We start from the raw sequence: 19685 nt of genomic DNA, 5'->3' as shown, positions 1-19685 counted from the left end.
GGGAGGACTCGGGCCACCTCGCCCCGGCTTCACAGCCTAGGAGCAAACACGACGCCGACCCGGGGAGACCACCGCTTCACACAAGCGGGCAACCGAGGTTATCCGTTGCCGGAAGCCATTGGTTGCCATAGAGTAACCGTTGCCCATGAGTAACCAAGCCTATGCCGCGCTCGATGCACTCGGCGATCCGACCCGGCGCCGGATCGTCGAGGTACTGCGCGACGGCCCACAGGCCGTCGGTGCCCTCGCCGAAGCGCTGCCGGTGGGACGTCCGGCGGTGAGCAAGCATCTGAAAGTGCTCGAGGGTGCCGGGCTGGTCGAACACCGGTCGGTCGGCACCCGCAACCTCTACGCTCTCGCCCCCGACGGGCTGGACGTCGTCCAGCGCTGGCTGGTGGCGCAGTGGGATACCGCGCTCGGCGCCTTCGCCGAGCACGTCGAAAGGAATCGACGATGAGCCTTCCTCCACTCCGCCGCCAGGTGCTCGTCGCCTGCGATCAGGCCACCGCGTACCGGGTGTTCCTGGGCGAGATCGGCGCCTGGTGGCCGCTCGACACGCACGGGTGCTTCGGCGCGGGCGGCAATCTTGCGCTCACCGACGGGCGGATCGTCGAAACCGGACCGGCGGGCGACGTCGCGGTCTGGGGAACCGTCCTCGCCGAGGACGAACCGCGTACCGTCACCTTCAGCTGGCATCCCGGCCGGGACGCCGACGCGGCCACCCGGGTCACGGTGGCGTTCACCCCGACCGGCAACCCGGACGCCACTCTGGTCACCCTGGAGCACACCGGGTGGGAGGCGTACGGCGATCCCGAGGCCGCCCGCGACGAATACGCCGGCGGCTGGGTCACCGTGCTCGGCAGCTTCACCGACGTCCTGACAGCCGCCGACGACAGCGCCGACCTGTGGTTCGTCCTGCAGCACACGCCAGGCCCGGCCGCGCCGCCGGCGGGTGTCTTCGCCTCACCGGACTTTCCGAAACACCTGCGCTTCCTCGGCGAACTCCAGTCGGACGGCCTGCTGGTCGCCGGTGGGCCGTTACCCGACACGCCTGGAGCGGGCATGACCATCGTCCGGACGCGTTCGGTGGACGCCGCGCGCCTGCTGGTGTCGGCCGCTCAGACTCAGGACGGCAGCGTCGCCTGCGGTTTGCTGGAAGTCCGCGTCCGACCTTGGCGGGTTGCGATGACCGCCGACGAATAGGGAATCACCGATTCAACACACCCTTGCCCTGGATGAACTCGTCGTGACCCGTTGCCAGGGAGGTCTCGACAAGCTCGACCAACGAGGGTCGGCGCCGGCCTACTTCTCGGCGGGACTCTCCGGCGATTGAGCGGCGTCGCTTCGCGGCACCCGGATCTTGCGGATCTCGTGTCGCATGCTGAGGTAGAGCAGGTACATCAGCCCGGCGATGACGATCACCATCACCAGGGGGAACCAACTGGCGTCGGCTAGATCGAGTAGGACCATGTGTCGAGCGTAATCGGAGTTCGGGTGTCGATGCCCGCGAACAGGTCGTCCTCGGGCAGGGTGACCGGCACCATCGACTTGACCAGCTGGAAATCCTCGGTGGGCCAGCCCGCCTGCTGAATGGCCAGCGGCACCGCGAACCAGGGGCCGTCCGGGTCGATCTGGCTGGCGTGCGCGCGCAGCGCATGGTCACGCAGCGGGAAGTAGTCGCCGCAGGGCACGAAGGTGGTCAGCCGGTCCTCGACCTCGTCCCGCTCCCAGTTGTTCAGCCACTCCGCGTACGGGCTCTCCAGTCCGTGGGCGTGCATCAACTCGTCCAGCTTCGCGAACCGGGCCCGGTGGAAACCCATGTGGTAGTAGACCTTGAGCACCTGCCAGGCCGGGCCGTGCTCGGGCCAGGCGTCCGGGTCGGCGGCAGCCTCGACGGCCGCCATCGAGATCTTGTGGCACATGATGTGGTCGGGGTGCGGGTAGCCGCCGTTCTCGTCATACGTGGTCAGCACGTGCGGACGGAACTCGCGAATCACCTTGACCAGTGCCCCGGCGGCCACCTCGGGATCCTGCAGGCCGAAGCAACCCTCGGGCAGCGGCGGCAACGGATCACCCTCGGGCAGTCCGGAGTCGACGAAGCCGAGCCAGGTCTGGTCGATGCCGAGAATGGTCTTGGCGCGGGCCATCTCCTCGGTGCGCAGGGTGGAGATCCGCGCCCAGTTCTCTGGTGTGTCCATTCGCGGGTTCAGAATCGAGCCCCGTTCGCCGCCGGTACAGGTGGCGACCAGCACCTTGACGCCCTGCGCCACGTATTTGGCGGTGGTGGCGGCACCCTTCGACGACTCGTCGTCGGGATGAGCGTGGACGTGCAGCAGCCGCAGCGGCTCGCCGGACGCGTCCACGCGGATCGCGCTGGTGGTGGACATGGGCGCCATTGTGCCCAGCGTCGCAAACGGACGGCGTCCGATCCACTCGGCGGACGGGCAGAATGTCCGGGTGACCATCACCGCAGCAGACCGTGAACGGATCCGTCGGCGGTACCCGCCCAAACGCCTGTCGGCGGCCGCGGTCGCCGTCCTGGGCCTCGTCATCCTGGCCCTGATCGGCTACGTGATCTGGGTGGCGTCGCACAAGGCGAACCCGCCGGTGAGCGGACGGATCGACACCTTCGCCGTGGTCTCCGACAACGAGTTGAAGGCCACCCTCGCCATCGACCGTCCCGATCCGGCGCAGCCGGTGAAGTGTTTCCTGGTCGTCCAGGCGGTCAGCTACGAGCGGGTCGGCGAGCGCTGGGTGGAGATCCCGCCGGGCACCGAGCGGGTCACCCAGGTCGAGGTCAGCCTGCGCACCTTCAAGCGCGGGACGGCGGTCACCGTGGACAGCTGCGGGCCTTCCTGAAGACCTTCGAGGAAGTTGGTAGGCTCGCTCGATGGCTGACGAGCAGGTTGACACGGTCTGGCTGACCCAGGAGGCATTCGACGCCGCAACGGCGGAACTCGAACACCTCAAGGGCGCCGGCCGCGCGGCGGTGACCGCCAAGATCGCGCGCGCCCGCGACGAAGGAGATCTGAGCGAGAACGCGGGGTATCACGCGGCTCGCGATGAGCAGGGGCAGCAGGAGCTGCGGATCCGGCAGTTGGAGTCGATGCTCCGACATGCGCAGGTGGGTGAGGCCCCCGCCGGCGATGCCGACCAGGTCTCCCCCGGCTGCAAGGTCACCATCTACTACGACGATGATCCCGACGACACCGACACCTTCCTGCTGGGCTCGCGCGAGTTGATGGCGCTGGCCGGCAACACCGAGGTCGAGGTGTTCTCGCCGCAGTCCCCGCTGGGTTCGGCGATCATCGGCAAGAAGATCGGCGACACCGCCAGCTACTCGGCACCCAACGGCAAGCCGATCGACGTGACCATCCTCGAAGTCGAGCCCTACGTCGGCTGACGCCTTCACCCATCCGCTCTCCACGGGGACGGTTCACCGCAGCGAAGCTCGGGAGCCGTCCCCTTCGCACGTCCGGGGACGGTTCTTCCGCATTCGCTTTTCGCACGCCCGGGGACGGTTCTTGCAGGTGTCAATTTCGCACGCGCGGGGACGGTTCTTGCAGATGCGAATTTCGAACGCGGAAGAACCGTCCCCCGACGTGCGAATTTCGCACGTGAAAGAACCGTCCCCGAAGATGCGAGATTCGAATGTGGGAGAACCGTCCCCGGGTGTCAGGGGAGGCGGGCGAGCAGGGCGGCGGCCTTGTCCGGGGCCAGGATGCCGGCGGCGACCTGGGCGAGCACCTGTTCGCGGGTATCGGACGCGGCCGCGCCGGCGGCGTCCGGCTCACCGGCCATGCCCAGTTTGACCAGCAGGTCGGTGAACCGGGAGCGCGCCGTCGGGTAGGACACCCCGAGGTGTTTCTCGACCTCGCGCATATTGCCGCGCGAACTGAGGAAGACGGTGAGCAGCTCCAGCTCCTTGGCGTCCAGGGCACAGAACGCGCAGCGGGCGAAGTGGCCGGACAACTCGGTGCCGCAGCCGGGACAGCCGAGCCGGCTGGTGATCAGCTCGTCACCGCACACCGGGCAGTCAGTCGGCGGACGCAGCCCGCTCACCGCAGGTCGGCCTTGATCGTGGCCCAGCCCATCACAACACCCACGTCGAGCCGCGCCGCCCCGTTGCCGAGCACCACCTCATCGACATTGTCGTTGTCGGCGCCGGCCCAACTCACCTTGCCGAGCTGGACGTCGGTGCGCACCGTCACGTTCGACCGCTCACCCAACTCGATGTCGAGCGAGCCCGATTCGCAGCGGATCCGCGACCGGCCGGACGCCAGGTCGCCCCGGATGCTCGCCGACCCGGCCTGCACCAGCACGTCGTTGGCCTCGGCCACCCGATCCAGCGTCGCCCCGCCCGCGGTGACCCGCACCTTGCCGAGGAACGGGACACCCTCGGTGGTCAGCATGCCCGCGGTCACCTCGGCGTCCACCGCGATGGTCGGGTTCACCCGGACCAGCAGTTCCTTGCCGAGCCCGAGCGCCCGCAGGTCGTCGAAGCTGCGCGGCGGACGCAGGATGAAGCCGTCCAGGCTGGGGCCCTGATCGCCGTCGCTGGTCACCTCGAGCACCGACCCGCTGCGGCGCAGCACGTGCGGCCCGTCCACGGACGCCGTGGCCACGCTGCTGTCGCCGACGATCCGCACCCGGCGGGCCACCGCACGCACGCTGATCCGGTCGACACCCTTCGCTCCGCTGGCCCGGCGCTGGCTGGGCGGCACGTCCTGCTCGACGAACGGCGGCTGGCTGAACACGCCGGCGGAATGCTGCGGACTGTCGGCGGCGACCTCGTCGGCCACCTCGGCGTCGGACGGCTCGGCGGCCGGTTCGGCCTGTTCCGCTTGCGCGGCGGCGGCCTTGAGCGCGTCGATGCGCCGTGCTGCCTCGGATGCGTCGATCCGGCCGGCGGCCAGCTCTTCGAGGATGTCGGTGAGGTCAGGTTCAGTTGCCATGAAGCAAATGTAAACCCGACTTTCTAATCTGGAAAGAGCCAGGGGCTCAGGGCTTACCCTTACTCTCCACGCTACCGACGGGCATGCCCCGCAGATGACGGATGAAAGCCACCCCGAACGCCATCACCGGAATCACCACCAGGGCACCGACGATGCCGCCAACGGTCGCACCCACGGCGATGCCGATCAGCACCGCGAGCGGGTGCAACGAAGCCGCCCGGCCCAGCAGCAGCGGCTGCAACAGGTGCGACTCCAGCCACATCACCGCAATGGTGCCGCCCAGCATGATCAACGCCGCCACCCAGCCGTGGGTGATCAGCGCCAGCGAGGTGGCCACTGTTCCGGCGATGACCGCGCCGACGACCGGCACGAAGCAGACGACGAAGGTCAGCGCGAACAGCGCCAGGGCCATCGGCACACCGATGATGGCGGCGATGATCGCGACACCGGCCGCGTCCACGGCCGAGACGATCACCTGGGCGCGCATGTAGCTGACCAGGGACGCCCAGCCGCGGTTCGCCGCGGCGTCCGTCGAATTCTGGTAGCGCGCCGGCATGATGCCGACGAATCCCTTCCACAGATGCTCGCCCTCGGCGAGGAAGAAGAAGGTGGCGATCATCGCGATGGCGATGCCGGCGAAGAAGTGGCCGACCGAGGTACCGATCTTGGCGGCGTAGCCCGCGATCAGTGCCCGCGAATCGGAGACCCAGGTGGTCAGCGAGGTCATCCAGCTGTCGATCTGCGCCTGATCGATGTACAGCGGGTCGCCGGCCAGCCATTGCATCAGAGCGTTGAACCCGGCGACGGTCTGGTCGACCAACTCGGGTGCCTGCCGGGCCGCGGTGGCACCGATGCCCCAGCCGATCACCACGACTACCAGCACCATCACCAGCAGACCGCCCGCGGCGGCGAGCAGCGGCGGCCACCGCCACTGCTTGAGCCGATGGACGATCGGAGCCAACAGCGCCGTCAACAGGAAGGCGATCGCCAGCGGGACGGTGACTCCGGAGAACTCCGACAGCAGCCAGCCGATGCCCCAGACCAGCGCGGCGAGGACCAGCGCACGCCAGCCCCAGCCGGCAGCCGTCCGGACGCCTTGCGGAATGCGATCCTCGGTGGACTCGGTGGACGGCTCGACGACCACCACCTGCGGTTCGGTGATCCGTGCCGGCACCGCCGGTCGGCGGCGCGGACGACGGAAGAGACTGAATGCCACGCACCCGTCCTTTCGTGGGGTAGCCGCCAGCTTAGATGCTTCACAGGTAAGGCCTTGGCGTCCTGGTCAGAGACCCTTGCTTCGCCCGCTGGGGCTCCTACTGTGGAGGGGCCACGGCTCGCGCGGACGCCGCCGGGCGGAAGGGGGCGCCATGAGCGCCGACCGACAGCAGGCCACACGGCTGCGGGCCGCGACCGCGGGCGTTCTCGCGATGCTGGGCGGGTTGGCCGCCGGACACCTGGTTGCCGGCCTGATCGCACCCGAGGCGTCCCCGGCATTGGCGGTCGGCAGCCGGCTGATCGACCTCGCACCCACCCCCGTCAAGGACTGGGCGGTGGCCACCTTCGGCACCGCTGACAAGCCGATTCTCGTCACCGGTGTGGTTCTGGTGACCTTGGGCATCGGGGCGGCGACCGGCCTGGTGGCCGTCCGGCGTCGCGGGCTGATCTGGGCGATGCCGGCCGTTCTGGCGGTACTCGGCGGTGTCGCGGCGACGTCGGCGGCGTCGGCTTCGACGGTGTCCACGACGCTGGGTGCGCTGCCGTCCGTGGTGGCCGGCATCGTCAGCGGAACCGTTCTGGGCTGGCTGCTGCCCCACGCACCCCTGGTGCCGTCCGCTCCCGGCCAGCCGGACGGCGCACCGCGCGCCATGCCACGCCGCGCCTTCCTGGTCGGTACCGGGGTGGTCGGTGGTTCGAGCGCCGTCGCGGTGGTCACCGGGCAGTGGTTCGCCGATCGGGCCCGGATCGCGACCGACGTGGTGCTTCCGAAGGCGTCCCCGGCCCTGCGGGCGCTGCCTGCCGGCCTCGACGTGTCGGGTTTGTCGCCGTGGGTGACACCAGCGTCCGACTTCTACCGGGTGGACATCAACCTGCTCGTGCCGGGCGTGGATGTCGGCACTTGGCGGCTCGACATCGACGGGTTGGTGGAGCGTCCGTTCAGCCTCAGCTGGGACGAGTTGACGGCGCTGCCGGTGATCGAGCGCGACATCACGCTGAACTGTGTCAGCAACGAGGTGGGCGGACCGTACATCGGCGGCGCCCGCTGGCTCGGCGTCCGGACCCGCGACCTGCTGGAGCGTGCCGGGGTCCGGCCTGAGGCGGATCAGGTGCTCAGCCGGTCGGTGGACGGCTTCACGGTCAGCACGCCGGTGCAGGCGCTGCTCGATGACCGGGACGCGCTGGTCGCGATCGGCATCAACGGCCGTCCGCTGCCTGCCGAGCATGGGTTCCCCGCACGGCTCATCACGCCCGGGCTGTACGGCTATGTGGGCGCCACCAAGTGGCTCACCCGGATGACACTCACCACCTACACCCAGCAGGCCGCCTACTGGACCGCCCGCGGCTGGGCCGAGCGCGGGCCGGTGAAGCCGTCCAGCCGGATCGACGTACCCCGTCACCTGTCCCAGTTGTCTGCCGGGACCGTGACGGTCGCCGGCACCGCGTGGGCCCAGCAGATCGGTGTCGCCCGGGTGCAGGTCCGCGTCGACGAGGGGGAATGGCAGGACGCCACCATCGGCCCGGACGCCGGGATCGACTACTGGCGGCAGTGGCGATTCAGCTGGCCGGCGACACCCGGGCAACACACGCTGGAGAGCCGGCTGATCGACGACCGCGGCACTCCGCAGTCGGAGCAGGTCGCCCCGCCCTTCCCGGACGGCGCCAGCGGCCTGCACCGGGTCACCGTCACCATCAACTGACTCGGCTGGCCGAGCCGACCCCCGCCCGGGTCTCTGACTCCCTGGCGTACTCGCGAGTTGGTCTGAAATCGACCCCAGAGTCGCTGACGGAGACGCCCAGTGACGGCTTAGCAAAGACGACAAGCTCCCCATCTCTGGGGTCGATTTCAGACACTTGCCCGATAGCCAACATGTCCGGTCCGGGCAGACGGTCGAGGTTCGGCCGACGACGGGCGTCCATTAAGTTGACTCGGGTGAAATGGACGCTGCGGACGCCGTTGCCACGCACCGTGGTGATGCTCGCGGTCGCCGCGTTCTTCGTGGCCGTCGGGTTCGGCGTGATGATCCCGGTGCTGCCGATCTTCGCCGCCTCGTTCGGGGTGACGAACTTCATGATCGGCCTGGTGGTGTCGGCATTCGCCGGCATGCGGCTAGCGATCAGCCCGTTCTGCCGGCGCATCTCGGACCGGATCGGTCATCGCCGGACGATCGGCATCGGCATGTGGATCGTCGGGGCGTCGTCGGCGTTGTGCGGCCTGGCCGGCAGCTACTGGGAACTGCTGCTGTGGCGGGCGATCGGCGGGCTCGGTTCGGCGATGTTCACCATCTCGGCCACCGCTCTGCTGCTGGCCAGCGTCGGCCCGGAGCTGCGCGGCCGGGCAAGCGGGCTGTACCAGGGCGGCTTCCTGCTCGGCGGGATGGCCGGCCCGGCGATCGGCGGCCTGCTGGCCACCGTGTCACTGACCGCGCCGTTCTACTTCTACGCCGGCACCCTGGTGGTTGCGGGCGCGATCGCGTTCAGCCAGTTGCATGACCCGCCGGGGATGGCCGAGGCGGCCGCCGTCGCCCCGACCCGATCGTTGCGCGAGGTGGTCGCCGACAGCCGGTTCCGTGCCGCCTGCCTGATGAGCTTCGGTCAGGGCTGGCAGAGTTTCGGCGTCCGTTCGGCGCTGGTGCCGCTGCTGGTGGTGGGTGCCCTGGGGTCCGATCCGTCGTGGGCCGGCATCGCGTTCGCGATCGCCGCCATCGCCCAGACCGCCGCGCTGCCGGCCGCCGGACGCGCCACGGACACGCTCGGACGCCGTCCGGTGATGGTCGTCGGCGGGTTGCTGGCGGCGGCGTCGACGCTGGCCACCCCGTTCGCGCCGAACATGCAGCTGCTGATCGTGCTGCTCTGTGTCTACGGCGTCGGTGCCGCCGCGCTGGGCACCGCGCCGACCGCTGCGCTGGGCGATGCGGCCAAGGACGCCGGTAGCCAGCCGGTCGCGATCTATTCGATGGCGGGTGACCTGGGTTCGATCCTCGGTCCGCTCGCCGCGGGCGTGTTGGCCGACAGTTGGGGAATGGGTGCCGCATTCGGCTCTGGTGCCGCCATTCTGTTGGCGGGTGCCGTGGCCGCCGCGCTCATCCCGGCACGGCTGGACAGGAGGAACAGTGAACCCGAAACCGTTGGCTGACCTGGTCGCTCCGGACTGGGCGGAGGCGCTCGCGCCGGTCGCCGGCCGGGTGGCGTCGGTGGGCGACTTCCTGCGCGCCGAGATCGCCGCCGGACGTGGCTACTTCCCGAGCGGCCCCAATGTGCTGCGGGCGTTCAGCCGGCCGCTGTCCGGCGTCCGCGTGTTGATCGTGGGGCAGGATCCCTACCCCACCCCGGGCCATGCCGTCGGGTTGTCGTTCTCGGTGGCGCCGGACGTCCGGCCGCTGCCGCGATCGCTGGCCAACATCTACGCCGAGCTGTCCACCGATCTGGGCATTCCGCCGGCCGTCCATGGCGATCTGAGCGGCTGGTTCGATCAGGGCGTGCTGCTGCTCAACAGGGTGCTGACGGTTCGTCCGGGTGCCCCGGGATCGCATCGTGGCAAGGGCTGGGAGGAGGTCACCCAGTGCGCCATCGAGGCGCTGGCCAGCCGCGGCGGTCCGCTGGTGGCGATCCTGTGGGGGCGGGACGCGCAGAATCTGCAGCCGATGCTGGGCGACGTCCCGGTGATCGCCTCGCCGCATCCTTCGCCGTTGTCGGCCCGCTCCGGTTTCTTCGGCTCGCGTCCGTTCAGCCGGGCCAACGCCGCGCTGGTCGCCCAGGGCGCCGAGCCGATCAACTGGGAACTGCCGGCGCTGAGCTGAGCCGGACGGCCTGGCGAGTCGCCGGACGGCTGTGTCATGGTGGGCGGGCCCCCACCCCTGGAGCTCCCGATGTCTCGAACGCGCCGCGGCATGCTTACCGCCGTCCTCACCCTGTGCAGTCTCGCGCTGGTCGTCACCCCTGACGCCGCGCACGCCATTCCCACCGTGCCGTCGGCGGTCAACGACGATGCGCTGGCCACCAAGGTCGCCAATGTCCTGAAGGACTCCCGTGCAGCCAAGGCCACCGTCGGTGTGGTCGTCGCCGATACGGCCAGCGGCACCGAGTTGTTCAGCAAGAAGGCCACCACCGCGCTGAAACCGGCGTCGAACATGAAGCTGCTCACCTCAGCCGCCGCCCTCGATGTGCTCGGACCTGACGCGAGGTTCAGCACCGAGGTGTTCGCGCCCGGCGCACCCACCGGCAACGGCACGGTGAGCCGGCTCTATCTGCGCGGCAACGGCGATCCGACCCTGCGCGAGTCCGATCTGAAGTCGTTGGCCGAGCAGGTGAAGGCGTCCGGCGTTCGGCGGGTCACCGGTTCGGTCGTCGGCGACGGCGGGTTCTTCGACAACGACAAGTACAACAACTACTGGAACCCGGTCGACCAGAACTCCGCGTACGCCGCCCAGATCTCCGGGCTGACGTTGTCGCCGACCTCGGCGTTGCGGGTCGGCACCATCAACGTCAGCTACAAGCCCGGTTCGAAGGCCGGCAAGAAGGCGGTGCTCGGGGTCGTCCCGGCGTTGGCCACCGGGTACGTGAAGCTGGTCAACAAGACCACCACGAAGAAGGCCGGCAGCGGCGCCGCGATCAGCCTGCGCCGCTCGGGCAACACGATCACCGTGTCCGGCCGGGTCGCCCTCAAGCGCTCGAAGACCAGCGCGGTGATCACCATCAGCAAGCCGGCCGGGTACGCGGCGTACGTCTTCACCGGCATGCTGCGCTCGCTCGGGGTGGCGGTGGACGGCGCCGCCACCACCGGCAGCACCCCGAAGACACGGGCGCGGCTGGCGTCCGACACCTCGGTGCCGCTGAGCACGATCGTCGGGTTGCTGATGAAGCCGTCCAACAACGGCATGACCGAGCACCTGATCAAGACCATGGGACGCACCGGCGACAAGGCGGGCACCTGGGCGGCCGGTTCGGCGCGCGTCCTGAAGTGGCTGAAGACGACCCAGAGCGTGCCGTCGACGGTGCGCATCGTGGACGGCTCGGGCTTGGCGCACACCAACCGGCTGACCGGACGGGTCATCGTCCGCGTGCTGCAGTACGCCCGCACCCGTCCGTGGTTCGGCACCTTCCGTGACGCGCTTCCGGTCGCCGGCAATCCCGACCCGGCGGTCGGCGGCACGCTCACCGACCGGATGGTCGGCACCGCCGCGCAGAACAATCTGCGCGCCAAAACCGGCACGCTCAGCGGCGTGACCGCACTCAGCGGTTACGTCACCGACAAGACCGGACGGACGTACACCTTCTCTATGCTCGGCAGCTACAAGACGAACTCACCACGGGTCGTGTTCGACAAGGTCGGCGCGACACTGGCGGCCTGGGCCGGCTGAGGAATGCCGGACGGCCCACCGCGGTTGCATCTGCCAGGAGGCCAAGCATGCTGTTCACCAAACCGACCATGGTCGATCCGCGCGTAGCGCTGCCCGGACGCGAGACACCCGTCCTGCGGCAGCCATTCTTCCATCGGGTCTTCGGGCACCGGATCGACCGGGTGCCGGAGGGCGCCGAGGTGGCGGTGCTCGCGCTGGGCTGTTACTGGGGCGCCGAGAAGCTGTTCTGGAACACGCCGGGCGTGGTCAACACCGCCGCCGGGTATGCCGGCGGCTACACCCCGAACCCGACCTACGAAGAGGCATGTTCGGGCCGCACCGGGCACGCCGAGTCGGTCCGGGTGGTCTACGACCCCACCAAGCTGAGCTACGAGGACATCCTGCGGATCTTCTTCGAGAACCACGATCCGACGCAGGGATTCCGTCAGGGCAACGACCGCGGCACCCAGTACCGCTCGGCGATCTTCCCGCAGAACGAGGATCAGGCCCGTCGCGCCGAGGCCGTCCGGGATGCCTTCGCGCCCGAGTTCGCGGCAGCCGGATACGGCCCGATCACCACCGAGATCATCCCGACGGAAACCTTCTACTACGCCGAGGACTACCACCAGCAGTACCTCGACGCGAACCCGAACGGCTACTGCCCGGTGCACGCCACCGGGGTGACCTGCAACCCGGGCAGCCGCGCCGGCTGAGCCAGTACCGTCGCTGGTCGAGCTTGTCGAGACCTCGGACGTGTTCGCGCCGACGAGGGGTTTCGACGGATCCGGCCAGCGGCGGGTGCGTTGATCGGCGGTTCTCTCGCGGGGGAGGCACAGCAACCAGCTGGTTGGTGAGCACTATTCTGAGCGCCATGATCGACGCCGACCTTGCCGGCCGTCTGCGGTCGGCGGGGATGCCCTGGCGACCCAGCAGCGGCGACCGCTTCACGATCCCCGGTGGCGAGCTGGCCGATGAGATCTTCGTCATCGCCGAGATGGTGATTCAGATCCAGGACGTCCCGGGCGGCTCGAGCATCTTCAAGTTCAACGGCACCACCGAGTGGGCGTTGGATTCCATCGACCAGAACCGGGTGCTCTGGCTGCCGCGCGAGGACCAGTTGCGCGATGCCCTCGGCGATCATTTCCGGGAACTGACTGCGGTGCCGGGCGGTTTCGCGGTCGTGCTGGCCGATGAGAGCAGGCATCTCGACATCGACGCCGAGCGGGCCTATGCGCGCGCCGTCCTGCATGTGCTGGGTGAGCCGTGAGCGTACTGATCCCGCACCGATTCCGCGGGCCCAACACCTCCGGCAACGGCGGGTACAGCGCCGGCACGGTCGCGGCGGCCCTGGGCCGTCCGCTCGGACCGGCCGAGGTCACCCTGCAGCTGCCACCTCCGCTGGACGTCCACCTGCCGGTCGCGACGGACGGCGACGGCGTCCGGATCGATTCGGACGCGGGTACAGTCGCGCTCGGACGTCCGGCGCCGTTGGAGTTGGAGGTTCCTGCCCCGGTCAGCTTCGCCGAGGCCGAGCAGGCCAGCCGCGACTGCCCGTGGTTGGTGAACCATCCGTACCCGCAGTGCTTCGTCTGCGGCACCGACCGTCCCGACGGTCTGCACATCTTCCCCGGCCCGGTCGCCGGACGCCGGGTCGCCGCCGCACCCTGGGTGCCGGACGCCACAGTGGGTGCCGACGACGGCACCGTGCTGCCCGCCGTGGTGTGGGCCAGCGTGGACTGCCCGTCGCTGTTCGGTTACGGCTGTTTCGCCGAATGGCCGACGCTGATGCTGCTCGGCCGGTTCACCGCCCAGGTGTACCGACTCCCGCAGGTCGGCGAACCCTGCGTCACGATGGGCTGGGCACTCGGCCACGAAGGCCGCAAATACGACACCGCCGCCGCCCTGCACAGCGCCGACGGCGAACTCCTCGCCGCCAGCCGCGCGCTCTGGATCACCCTCAAGCCCGCCACCCCACTCACCACCTGACTGCGTACGTGACCAAAGGAACCGTCCCCAGTGACCAAAGGAACCGTCCCCGGTGACCGGGAGAACCGTCCCCACGCATGCGATTAAGGTGACGATATGACGGATGCGACACAGACCCGGCCGGCCTGGCAGCAGCAGGACGTGATCGATCATTTCCTCGACCAGGCCGAGGTGTGGGCGGTGGTCGGGCTGTCCGGCGACCCGGACAAGACCGCGTTTCGCATTGCCCGGCTGCTGCAGAACAACGGCAAGACGATCGTGCCGATCCACCCGTCGGCACCGACCGTGCTCGGCCAGCAGGGGTACGCCTCACTGGCCGACGTACCGTTCCACGTGGATGTGGTGGACGTCTTCCGCCGCTCCGAGGCGGCCGGGCAGTTCGTCGACGAGGCGATCGCGATCGGCGCCGGCGGGGTCTGGTTCCAGCTGGGCGTCGTCGACCACGACGCATTCGCCCGGGCACAGGCCGCCGACCTGCCGATGGTGATGGACACCTGCCCCGCGATCGAATGGCGCGAGCGCGGCTGAACCGTGGACGACGAGACGTCGGCGGCGGACGTCCGAGACCGCTACCGGCTCTTCGCAGAACTGGAGGGCGACCTACGGAGCCCGCGGTACGCCGACTGGGCGCGAGGAGTTGCGGCGGACGCGGAGTTGCCGGTCAGGCTCGGCTCGCTGCCTCCCGTCAAACAGCAACCCAATCTCGTGCTGGCCGCCTTTCGAGCCTGCGGCGTCCCACTGGCACCTTGGCCAACGATCCGAGATCTGGTGATCGAACGCTGGGACCCGATCCTGGCGACCATCCGACGACGGTCGACGCAAACCAATGAGGCGCGCCGGCTGGCCACCCTGCTGCCGGCGTTCGCGGCGCTGCCGCAGCCACTGGCGTTGATCGAGGTGGGTGCGTCGATGGGGTTGTGTCTTCAACCCGGACGCTGGTCGTACAACTACAACGGGTTAACCGTGGGAGACCCCACCGGGCCGCGGCTGTCGGCCGATCTGGACGGCCCGCTACCCGCCGCACCGCAGGTCGCCTGGAGTGCCGGGCTCGACCTGAACCCTCTGTCCGCGGACAACCCTGCCGATGTCGCCTGGCTGGAGGCTCTGATCTGGCCGGTGGGCGACGGCGAGGTCGACACTGCACGCGTCCGGAGGCTGCATGAAGCGGTGGCCCTCTCTCGCGAGTTCGGCCCCACAGTCCGGCGCGGAGATCTTCTCGAGGACACTTGGGCGCTGATCGATGAGGCTCGCGAGCGGGCGGCGACAGTCGTCGTATTCCACACCGCCGTGCTGGCCTATCTGAAGCAGGACCATCGCGACCTGTTCGCCGAACGGATGCGGAACAGCGATGCTCACTGGATCTCCAACGAAGGTCTCCGGGTGCTGCCACGAGTGCGCGATCGGCTCGCGCTGTCGGGGATCCAACCCGCTGCAACGGACTTCCTGATCGCCCTCGATGAGCAGCCCTTCGCGCTGGCCGACGCACACGGGAGCTGGGTCCGGCTCCTCCGCTGAACGGGTCGCCCTCAGCGGCGTCCGACCGCCATCGGTTCGGCAGCGCGCGTTGCGGAACGGACGGCGTCCGACTCGGCGAAGACGAAGCTGCGCTGGACGCCGTAGCTGGCCAGGAACAGGGTGGGTTCGACCACCAGCTTCGCCAGGGCCAGCGCCATGCCGATCCCGGTCAGCACCGACAGCAGTCCGTAGTTGGCGAGCAGCAGCACCGCGACCAGCAGGTAGTAGCGCATCAGGGTGGAGCGCAACGGACGCCGGGAGGCGAACACCATCCGCCGGTTGATCAGGAAGTTCACCGCGGAACTCACCCCGCGCGCTGCCACCACCGCGGCCAGTAGGTTCCCGCTCAGCGCGTTCACCACCAGCAGCACCACGAAATCGACCGCGAACGCGGCCAACGACGATGCCGAGAACACCAGCAGCGGCAGATAGATCCGCGCCGAATCCGCCAGCGGCCGGAAATGCGACGACGCGTTGTCGGCCAGATACACCGTGTCGATCGGCAGTTCCTCGATGGTCCAGCCGGCGCCGCGGGCCCTCAGCAGCAGGTTGAGTTCGTATTCGAACCGGTCGCCCGGCACGCTCAGCAACCAGTCCAGGGCTGCCGCCGGATAGCCGCGCAGGCCGGTCTGGGTGTCGCTGACCGAGATCCCGGTGGCGGCCCGGAACGCCCAGCGGGTGAGGGTGTTGCCGAGCCGGCTGCGCAGCGGCACCCGTCCGGTGAAGGCCCGGACGCCGAGCGCCAGCGCACCGGGCCGGACGGCGCGTCCGACCCGCAGGATGTCGCGGACGGTGTGCTGGCCGTCCGCATCTGCACAGACGACGTCCTGTCCGGGATAGTGCGCCGCGATGTGGGCGAAGCCGTGCTTCAGCGCCGCCCCCTTGCCACGGTTGGCCGGGAAGCCGATCACGTCGGCGCCGAGCACCGCGGCGTCGGAGAACACCGGCGCGTAGCGGGGACCGCTGCCGTCGTCGACGATCACCACGGCCAGCTCGGGCGCGGCGAGCGCCAGTTCACGCAGCAGCGCCAGCAGCCGGCCGTCCGGTTCAAAGGCGGGAATCAGCACGATCATCGCTCAGCCCGCCAGGTAGAGGATGTCGGAGGTGCCGCGTTCCTGGCCGCGGCCCAGCGGATTGTTGACCAGTGAGCCGTTGAACACCATCGCCGACGAACCACCGCCGTCCAGGTTGTAGGCGACCGTTGCGCCGCGGTCCAGGAACAGCTGCGCCAGTTCGGTCATCGTCATGCCGCGGCTGTAGCCGGTGCTGCGGCCGTCCACCACGACCCACAGCAGCCGGCCGGGTTCGATCAGGCCGATCGCCGTCCGGGGCTGGCTGCCCTGGATGGAGTGGTTGCCGAAGTTGGTGTCGATCTCGATCGAGTCGATGCCGGCGATCGCCTTGCCGTTCTCAACCAGTCCCGGGCCGAACGAGAGCGTGTGGTAGACGCCGTCGTCGATCAGCGCCGCCGCGTTGGTGGCCGTCTCGTCATAGAGGGACGCCGACCCGTCCCGATACAGCGCCAGACCCTGCCGGGCGCCCTTGTCGCGGTACGCCACCCCGTTGCGGACGACGATGCCGGTGTCGCGAAATCCGTAGTAGTCGCCGTTGATCGCCAGCACCGCGTTCTTGGTCGCCGCGATCGAGGACGGGTAGTCGATGATGTTGGTGCCGAAGGAGTCCTTGGCGAACGCCGACCTGATCAGCGTCGCGTCGGTCGTGGTGAGCTCGGCCGCGAAGTAGGTCACGGTGTCCGAGCCGGAGCCCGTCGTCACCTTCTCGATGCCGACCGTGGAGGTGGCGCTGGTGTAGCCGTTGTCGGTGAAGCTGCCCTGGGTCGCGGCCGCCGTGGTGGTATCGGCAGCCGACGCCTCGACATGCTCGATCACGTAACGGTTCAGCGCCCAGGCTGTGCTGCCGCCCAGCCCGGCCACGCCCACCGCGCCGCCCAACAGCAGACGGCGGGACATGCGCCGGGCCAATGCGGAATCGCTCATGCATCCGTTGTACGGAACCGGTCTGTGAGAACTCTGTGCCCTGGCCTCGATCCACCGATGGGCGACACAGCCGCGCTGCTCGCGCGGTCGCCGCAGATCGATGCAGCGAGGGCGGGCGTTGCGTCAGCCGGCATGGGCCAGCGCAGCGCAGCGGCGTACGCTGACCGCATGTGCCGCAACATCCGTCCGCTGAACAACTTCGAGCCGCCGGCCACCAACGACGAGGTGCGCGACGCCGCGCTGCAGTTCGTCCGCAAGGTGTCCGGGACGACCAAGCCGTCGAAGGCCAACGAGCAGTACTTCAACGAGGCCGTCGAGGAGATCGCCCACATCACCCGGCATCTCCTGGAGCACCTGACCACGTCCGCTCCGCCGAAGAACCGTGAGGTCGAAGCCGCCAAGGCCCGCGCCCGTTCGGCCGCCCGCTTCGCCAGCTAACCCCCTCGCGCTGAGCCGAAAACGTCAGCGGGCGGACCGGATCACCGGCCCGCCCGCTCCGTCAACGAGTTCAGCTTGCGGCGGCGATCCGCTCGAGCGCGCTCTCCCAGTGCTGGGTGATGGCGTCGACGTCCCAGCCGCCCGGGATGTGCTCGTGGCGGATCTCGACGACGGTCGAGTCCTCGGACTGCTCGACCAGATGCAGATCCACCAGGGATTTGGGGGCGTCGGGCTCAGCATGCCAACTGAAGCGGATCTGCTCCAGCGGATGGTAGCTGCGCACCACGCCATAGGTGCCGTCGTTGGAACGCCAACTGTCGCCCTTGTCGCCGAGGGAGCCGCCTTCGCCCAGCAGGGCTTCTGCTCCCGTCGGCGTCACCAGGAGACGCCAGACTTCCTTCACAGGTTGGGACACCGACCGCTGCACGACCACGGTGGTGTCCTGGGACTCCTCGAGCGAGTCGCTCGCACTCTGATCTGACATTGAAACCTCGATCCGATCGGTCCGAACCCGGTCGACGGTGACCGGTAGCCACACCATACCCCCGGCCCTGATGCCCTGTACGGCGTGTCGATGGAGACGTCTCAGAGCTTCATTTCTTCTCGGTGACGGCACCCGCTCCGCGGCCCAGCCGGGGGCTCGCCCGGTACGGCGAAACGGTCGGATCGCCGGCCAGCCAGAACCGCCACGGACGCGTCGCGGCCACCGACACCCCCACCCGGGGACCGGTCGCGATCGGCCCGACCTCACCGGTGCGCGGCAGCAATTCCAGCTCGGGATCGCCCAGCCGGCGTCCGGAATCGTCCAGGGTGAGCGCGAGCGCCTGGCCCAGGCAGCCCGGACCACGGGCCAGCCGGACGTCGGGGACGCCGGGACGGCGGGCGCGGGCGATGTCCAACCCGTCGACCACCTCGCCGGCCCGCAGCAACACCGCAGAACCGCTGCCGATCGGCCCGCAGACCAGGTTGGCGCAGATGTGGATGCCGTAGGACCGGTAGCAGTACAGCGTTCCCGGCGCTTCGAACAGGTGCCGGGTGTGCGGACGCCAGCCGCGGTAGGCGTGCGCCGCCGGGTCGGCCGCGCCGTGATAGGCCTCGACCTCAGTGATCCGCAGGGTGACCGCACCGACCCGCAGCCGGGTTCCGAGCAGTTCGGGAGCCACCGTCAGCGAGTCACGGGTCAGGTCCATGGGGTCAGTCTGCCCTGAGCGGGCGGTAGTCTCGCCTGGTGCGCACCCCAGCCCTGGCAGCGGCGATCGCCGTGCTCAGTCTGCTCGCTGGATGCACCCAACCCGCTCCTTCGCCCAGCCCAACCGCCAGTTCGTCGGCGGTCGCGCTCGACCTGACCGCCCCCGGCCAGGCTCGTGCGATGGTCCGGCGGCTAATCGCCAAGGCCGGGACGCAGCGGCTGATCCAGGTCGAGATCACCAAGGAGTGGGCCGCCATCACCGTGGTCAAGGACGACCAGCCCGAGACCTGGGCGTGGCGCGACAACACCATCAAGCAGGTCGACACCGACGTCGCCTATGTGCAGCAGACGGTGTTCTCGATCGACGACTTCCACATCAACGACGTCGGTGCGTTGTTCCGGGCCGCCGCCGGCATCTCGGGTTCGGAGAGCGACCAGGAGTTGCAGATCGTCGACTCGTCCGCCGGCGAGGTTTTCATGAGCGTCTCGACCGTTCCCGAGTCACGAACGGTCTTCTTCTACCCGGACGGCAGCCTGCTGCCGACGCTGGACTTCACCACCGAGGGCGGCATCGAACGCGGTCTGGCCGACGTGCTGGGTACCCGGACCACCGCGACCGCGGTCGGCGTCCAGTCGACGCTCGGCGCCTGGGTCGACTTCCCGGGAAGCACCACGACCACCATCCGCCGGCTGCGCACGTCCACCGTTCCGGTGACCATCAACGAACGGTCGCAGAAGCCCGACCTGCCGCCGTTCGCCGTCGCCAGGGTGCGGTCCGCGTCCATCTGGCGGGTGCTCGCCGAGGCCCGCGCAGAAGGCGAGTTCACCGCCGACACCCGCTGGCAGGTGACCGTCGACGACCGGGCCCGCACCGGCGTCCCGCGGATGTACTTCACCATCGGCACGACCTCGCTGGTGACCGATCTGGACGGCCGCGAGATCACCCCCTGAGCGTCGGCCAGACCCGAAAAGCCCTCCCTAACTAGTTCAGCCCTCCCGTCGACGGGAGGGCTGAACTAGTTAGGGAGGGCCCGGCGGACCTCGGGGAGTC

Annotated in this window: 24 protein-coding genes; 15 read left to right on the top strand and 9 right to left on the bottom strand. The window is 69.3% G+C overall.

What is annotated here, in order from left to right:
- The first annotated feature begins 145 nt into the window (after positions 1 to 145).
- Positions 146 to 457, top strand: a complete 312-nt coding sequence (locus tag QM624_RS17320; protein WP_415094116.1) for an ArsR/SmtB family transcription factor — start codon at positions 146 to 148, stop codon at positions 455 to 457.
- Positions 454 to 1203, top strand: a complete 750-nt coding sequence (locus QM624_RS17315) for an SRPBCC domain-containing protein (protein ID WP_415094114.1) — start codon at positions 454 to 456, stop codon at positions 1201 to 1203. Before QM624_RS17320 ends, QM624_RS17315 begins: the two co-directional genes overlap by 4 nt.
- A 99-nt stretch (positions 1204 to 1302) precedes the next feature.
- On the opposite strand, the gene QM624_RS17310 is transcribed toward QM624_RS17315, so the two are convergent.
- Together QM624_RS17310 and mca are read right to left on the bottom strand one after the other, a co-directional pair.
- A complete protein-coding gene (locus tag QM624_RS17310) occupies positions 1303 to 1470 on the bottom strand; it encodes a hypothetical protein (protein WP_415094112.1) in 168 nt (55 codons plus the stop codon).
- Positions 1452 to 2396, bottom strand: a complete 945-nt coding sequence (gene mca / locus QM624_RS17305) for a mycothiol conjugate amidase Mca (protein WP_415094149.1) — start codon at positions 2394 to 2396, stop codon at positions 1452 to 1454. The genes QM624_RS17310 and mca overlap by 19 nt, the downstream gene beginning before the upstream one ends.
- A 61-nt stretch (positions 2397 to 2457) precedes the next feature.
- Here mca and QM624_RS17300 point away from each other — a divergent pair, with 61 nt between their 5' ends.
- Together QM624_RS17300 and greA are read left to right on the top strand one after the other, a co-directional pair.
- Positions 2458 to 2859 (top strand): DUF4307 domain-containing protein, encoded by a 402-nt coding sequence (locus tag QM624_RS17300; protein ID WP_415094110.1) that lies wholly within the window; start codon positions 2458 to 2460, stop codon positions 2857 to 2859.
- Between the two features lie 31 nt (positions 2860 to 2890).
- Positions 2891 to 3403, top strand: coding sequence for a transcription elongation factor GreA (greA, locus tag QM624_RS17295; protein ID WP_415094108.1), 513 nt, complete (start codon positions 2891 to 2893; stop codon positions 3401 to 3403).
- A gap of 272 nt (positions 3404 to 3675) precedes the next feature.
- Here the strand turns inward: greA and QM624_RS17290 are convergent, their stop codons facing one another.
- Genes QM624_RS17290 through QM624_RS17280 form a run of 3 tightly spaced genes read right to left on the bottom strand, consistent with a single transcriptional unit; the run spans position 3676 to position 6171 of the window.
- Positions 3676 to 4062 (bottom strand): DUF2089 domain-containing protein, encoded by a 387-nt coding sequence (locus tag QM624_RS17290; RefSeq protein ID WP_415094106.1) that lies wholly within the window; start codon positions 4060 to 4062, stop codon positions 3676 to 3678.
- A complete protein-coding gene (locus tag QM624_RS17285; protein ID WP_415094104.1) occupies positions 4059 to 4955 on the bottom strand; it encodes a hypothetical protein in 897 nt (298 codons plus the stop codon). The genes QM624_RS17290 and QM624_RS17285 overlap by 4 nt, the downstream gene beginning before the upstream one ends.
- Positions 4956 to 5001: 46 nt before the next feature.
- Positions 5002 to 6171 carry an AI-2E family transporter gene (locus tag QM624_RS17280; RefSeq protein WP_415094102.1) on the bottom strand — a complete coding sequence of 390 codons (1170 nt, stop codon included), beginning with the start codon at positions 6169 to 6171 and terminating at the stop codon, positions 5002 to 5004.
- A gap of 151 nt (positions 6172 to 6322) precedes the next feature.
- Here QM624_RS17280 and QM624_RS17275 point away from each other — a divergent pair, with 151 nt between their 5' ends.
- From QM624_RS17275 to QM624_RS17235, 9 genes are all read left to right on the top strand, one after another.
- A complete protein-coding gene (locus QM624_RS17275) occupies positions 6323 to 7870 on the top strand; it encodes a molybdopterin-dependent oxidoreductase (RefSeq protein ID WP_415094100.1) in 1548 nt (515 codons plus the stop codon).
- Between the two features lie 233 nt (positions 7871 to 8103).
- Complete coding sequence (locus QM624_RS17270; RefSeq protein WP_415094098.1) at positions 8104 to 9306, top strand: MFS transporter; 1203 nt, start codon at positions 8104 to 8106, stop codon at positions 9304 to 9306.
- The gene (locus QM624_RS17265; RefSeq protein ID WP_415094096.1) at positions 9284 to 9970 is read left to right on the top strand and encodes a uracil-DNA glycosylase; all 687 of its coding nucleotides are present in this window, start codon (positions 9284 to 9286) and stop codon (positions 9968 to 9970) included. Before QM624_RS17270 ends, QM624_RS17265 begins: the two co-directional genes overlap by 23 nt.
- Before the next feature lie 69 nt (positions 9971 to 10039).
- Positions 10040 to 11530, top strand: coding sequence for a D-alanyl-D-alanine carboxypeptidase/D-alanyl-D-alanine-endopeptidase (gene dacB / locus QM624_RS17260; RefSeq protein ID WP_415094094.1), 1491 nt, complete (start codon positions 10040 to 10042; stop codon positions 11528 to 11530).
- A gap of 47 nt (positions 11531 to 11577) precedes the next feature.
- Entirely contained in the window at positions 11578 to 12222 is a 645-nt protein-coding gene (msrA, locus tag QM624_RS17255; protein ID WP_415094092.1) for a peptide-methionine (S)-S-oxide reductase MsrA, read from the top strand.
- 158 nt (positions 12223 to 12380) lie between these two features.
- Complete coding sequence (locus QM624_RS17250; RefSeq protein ID WP_415094090.1) at positions 12381 to 12776, top strand: pilus assembly protein CpaE; 396 nt, start codon at positions 12381 to 12383, stop codon at positions 12774 to 12776.
- Entirely contained in the window at positions 12773 to 13495 is a 723-nt protein-coding gene (locus QM624_RS17245; protein WP_415094088.1) for a hypothetical protein, read from the top strand. The genes QM624_RS17250 and QM624_RS17245 overlap by 4 nt, the downstream gene beginning before the upstream one ends.
- Positions 13496 to 13591: 96 nt before the next feature.
- Complete coding sequence (locus QM624_RS17240; protein WP_415094086.1) at positions 13592 to 14023, top strand: CoA-binding protein; 432 nt, start codon at positions 13592 to 13594, stop codon at positions 14021 to 14023.
- Positions 14024 to 14026: 3 nt separating this feature from the next.
- Positions 14027 to 15010, top strand: coding sequence for a DUF2332 family protein (locus tag QM624_RS17235; RefSeq protein ID WP_415094084.1), 984 nt, complete (start codon positions 14027 to 14029; stop codon positions 15008 to 15010).
- An 11-nt stretch (positions 15011 to 15021) separates the two neighbouring features.
- Here the strand turns inward: QM624_RS17235 and QM624_RS17230 are convergent, their stop codons facing one another.
- Complete coding sequence (locus QM624_RS17230; protein WP_415094082.1) at positions 15022 to 16083, bottom strand: GtrA family protein; 1062 nt, start codon at positions 16081 to 16083, stop codon at positions 15022 to 15024.
- Positions 16084 to 16086: 3 nt separating this feature from the next.
- Entirely contained in the window at positions 16087 to 17007 is a 921-nt protein-coding gene (locus tag QM624_RS17225; RefSeq protein ID WP_415094080.1) for a phosphodiester glycosidase family protein, read from the bottom strand.
- A 168-nt stretch (positions 17008 to 17175) separates the two neighbouring features.
- Here QM624_RS17225 and QM624_RS17220 point away from each other — a divergent pair, with 168 nt between their 5' ends.
- A complete protein-coding gene (locus tag QM624_RS17220; protein WP_298129955.1) occupies positions 17176 to 17445 on the top strand; it encodes a DUF2277 domain-containing protein in 270 nt (89 codons plus the stop codon).
- A 70-nt stretch (positions 17446 to 17515) separates the two neighbouring features.
- On the opposite strand, the gene QM624_RS17215 is transcribed toward QM624_RS17220, so the two are convergent.
- Both QM624_RS17215 and QM624_RS17210 read right to left on the bottom strand, forming a co-directional pair.
- Positions 17516 to 17986 carry an SRPBCC domain-containing protein gene (locus QM624_RS17215; protein ID WP_415094078.1) on the bottom strand — a complete coding sequence of 157 codons (471 nt, stop codon included), beginning with the start codon at positions 17984 to 17986 and terminating at the stop codon, positions 17516 to 17518.
- A gap of 52 nt (positions 17987 to 18038) precedes the next feature.
- On the bottom strand, positions 18039 to 18635 hold the full coding sequence (locus QM624_RS17210) for a DNA-3-methyladenine glycosylase (protein WP_415094076.1): 597 nt from the start codon (positions 18633 to 18635) through the stop codon (positions 18039 to 18041).
- Positions 18636 to 18673: 38 nt separating this feature from the next.
- Here QM624_RS17210 and QM624_RS17205 point away from each other — a divergent pair, with 38 nt between their 5' ends.
- Positions 18674 to 19585: a hypothetical protein gene (locus QM624_RS17205; RefSeq protein WP_415094074.1), complete on the top strand. Its 912-nt coding sequence runs from the start codon at positions 18674 to 18676 to the stop codon at positions 19583 to 19585.
- Positions 19586 to 19685 lie beyond the last annotated feature (100 nt).

Origin of the sequence: Micropruina sp., from assembly GCF_047606365.1 — a bacterium.
Taxonomy (GTDB): domain Bacteria; phylum Actinomycetota; class Actinomycetes; order Propionibacteriales; family Propionibacteriaceae; genus Micropruina.
The sequence above is the reverse complement of the archived record's forward strand: the minus strand, read 5'-3'. Positions and strand labels throughout refer to the sequence as shown.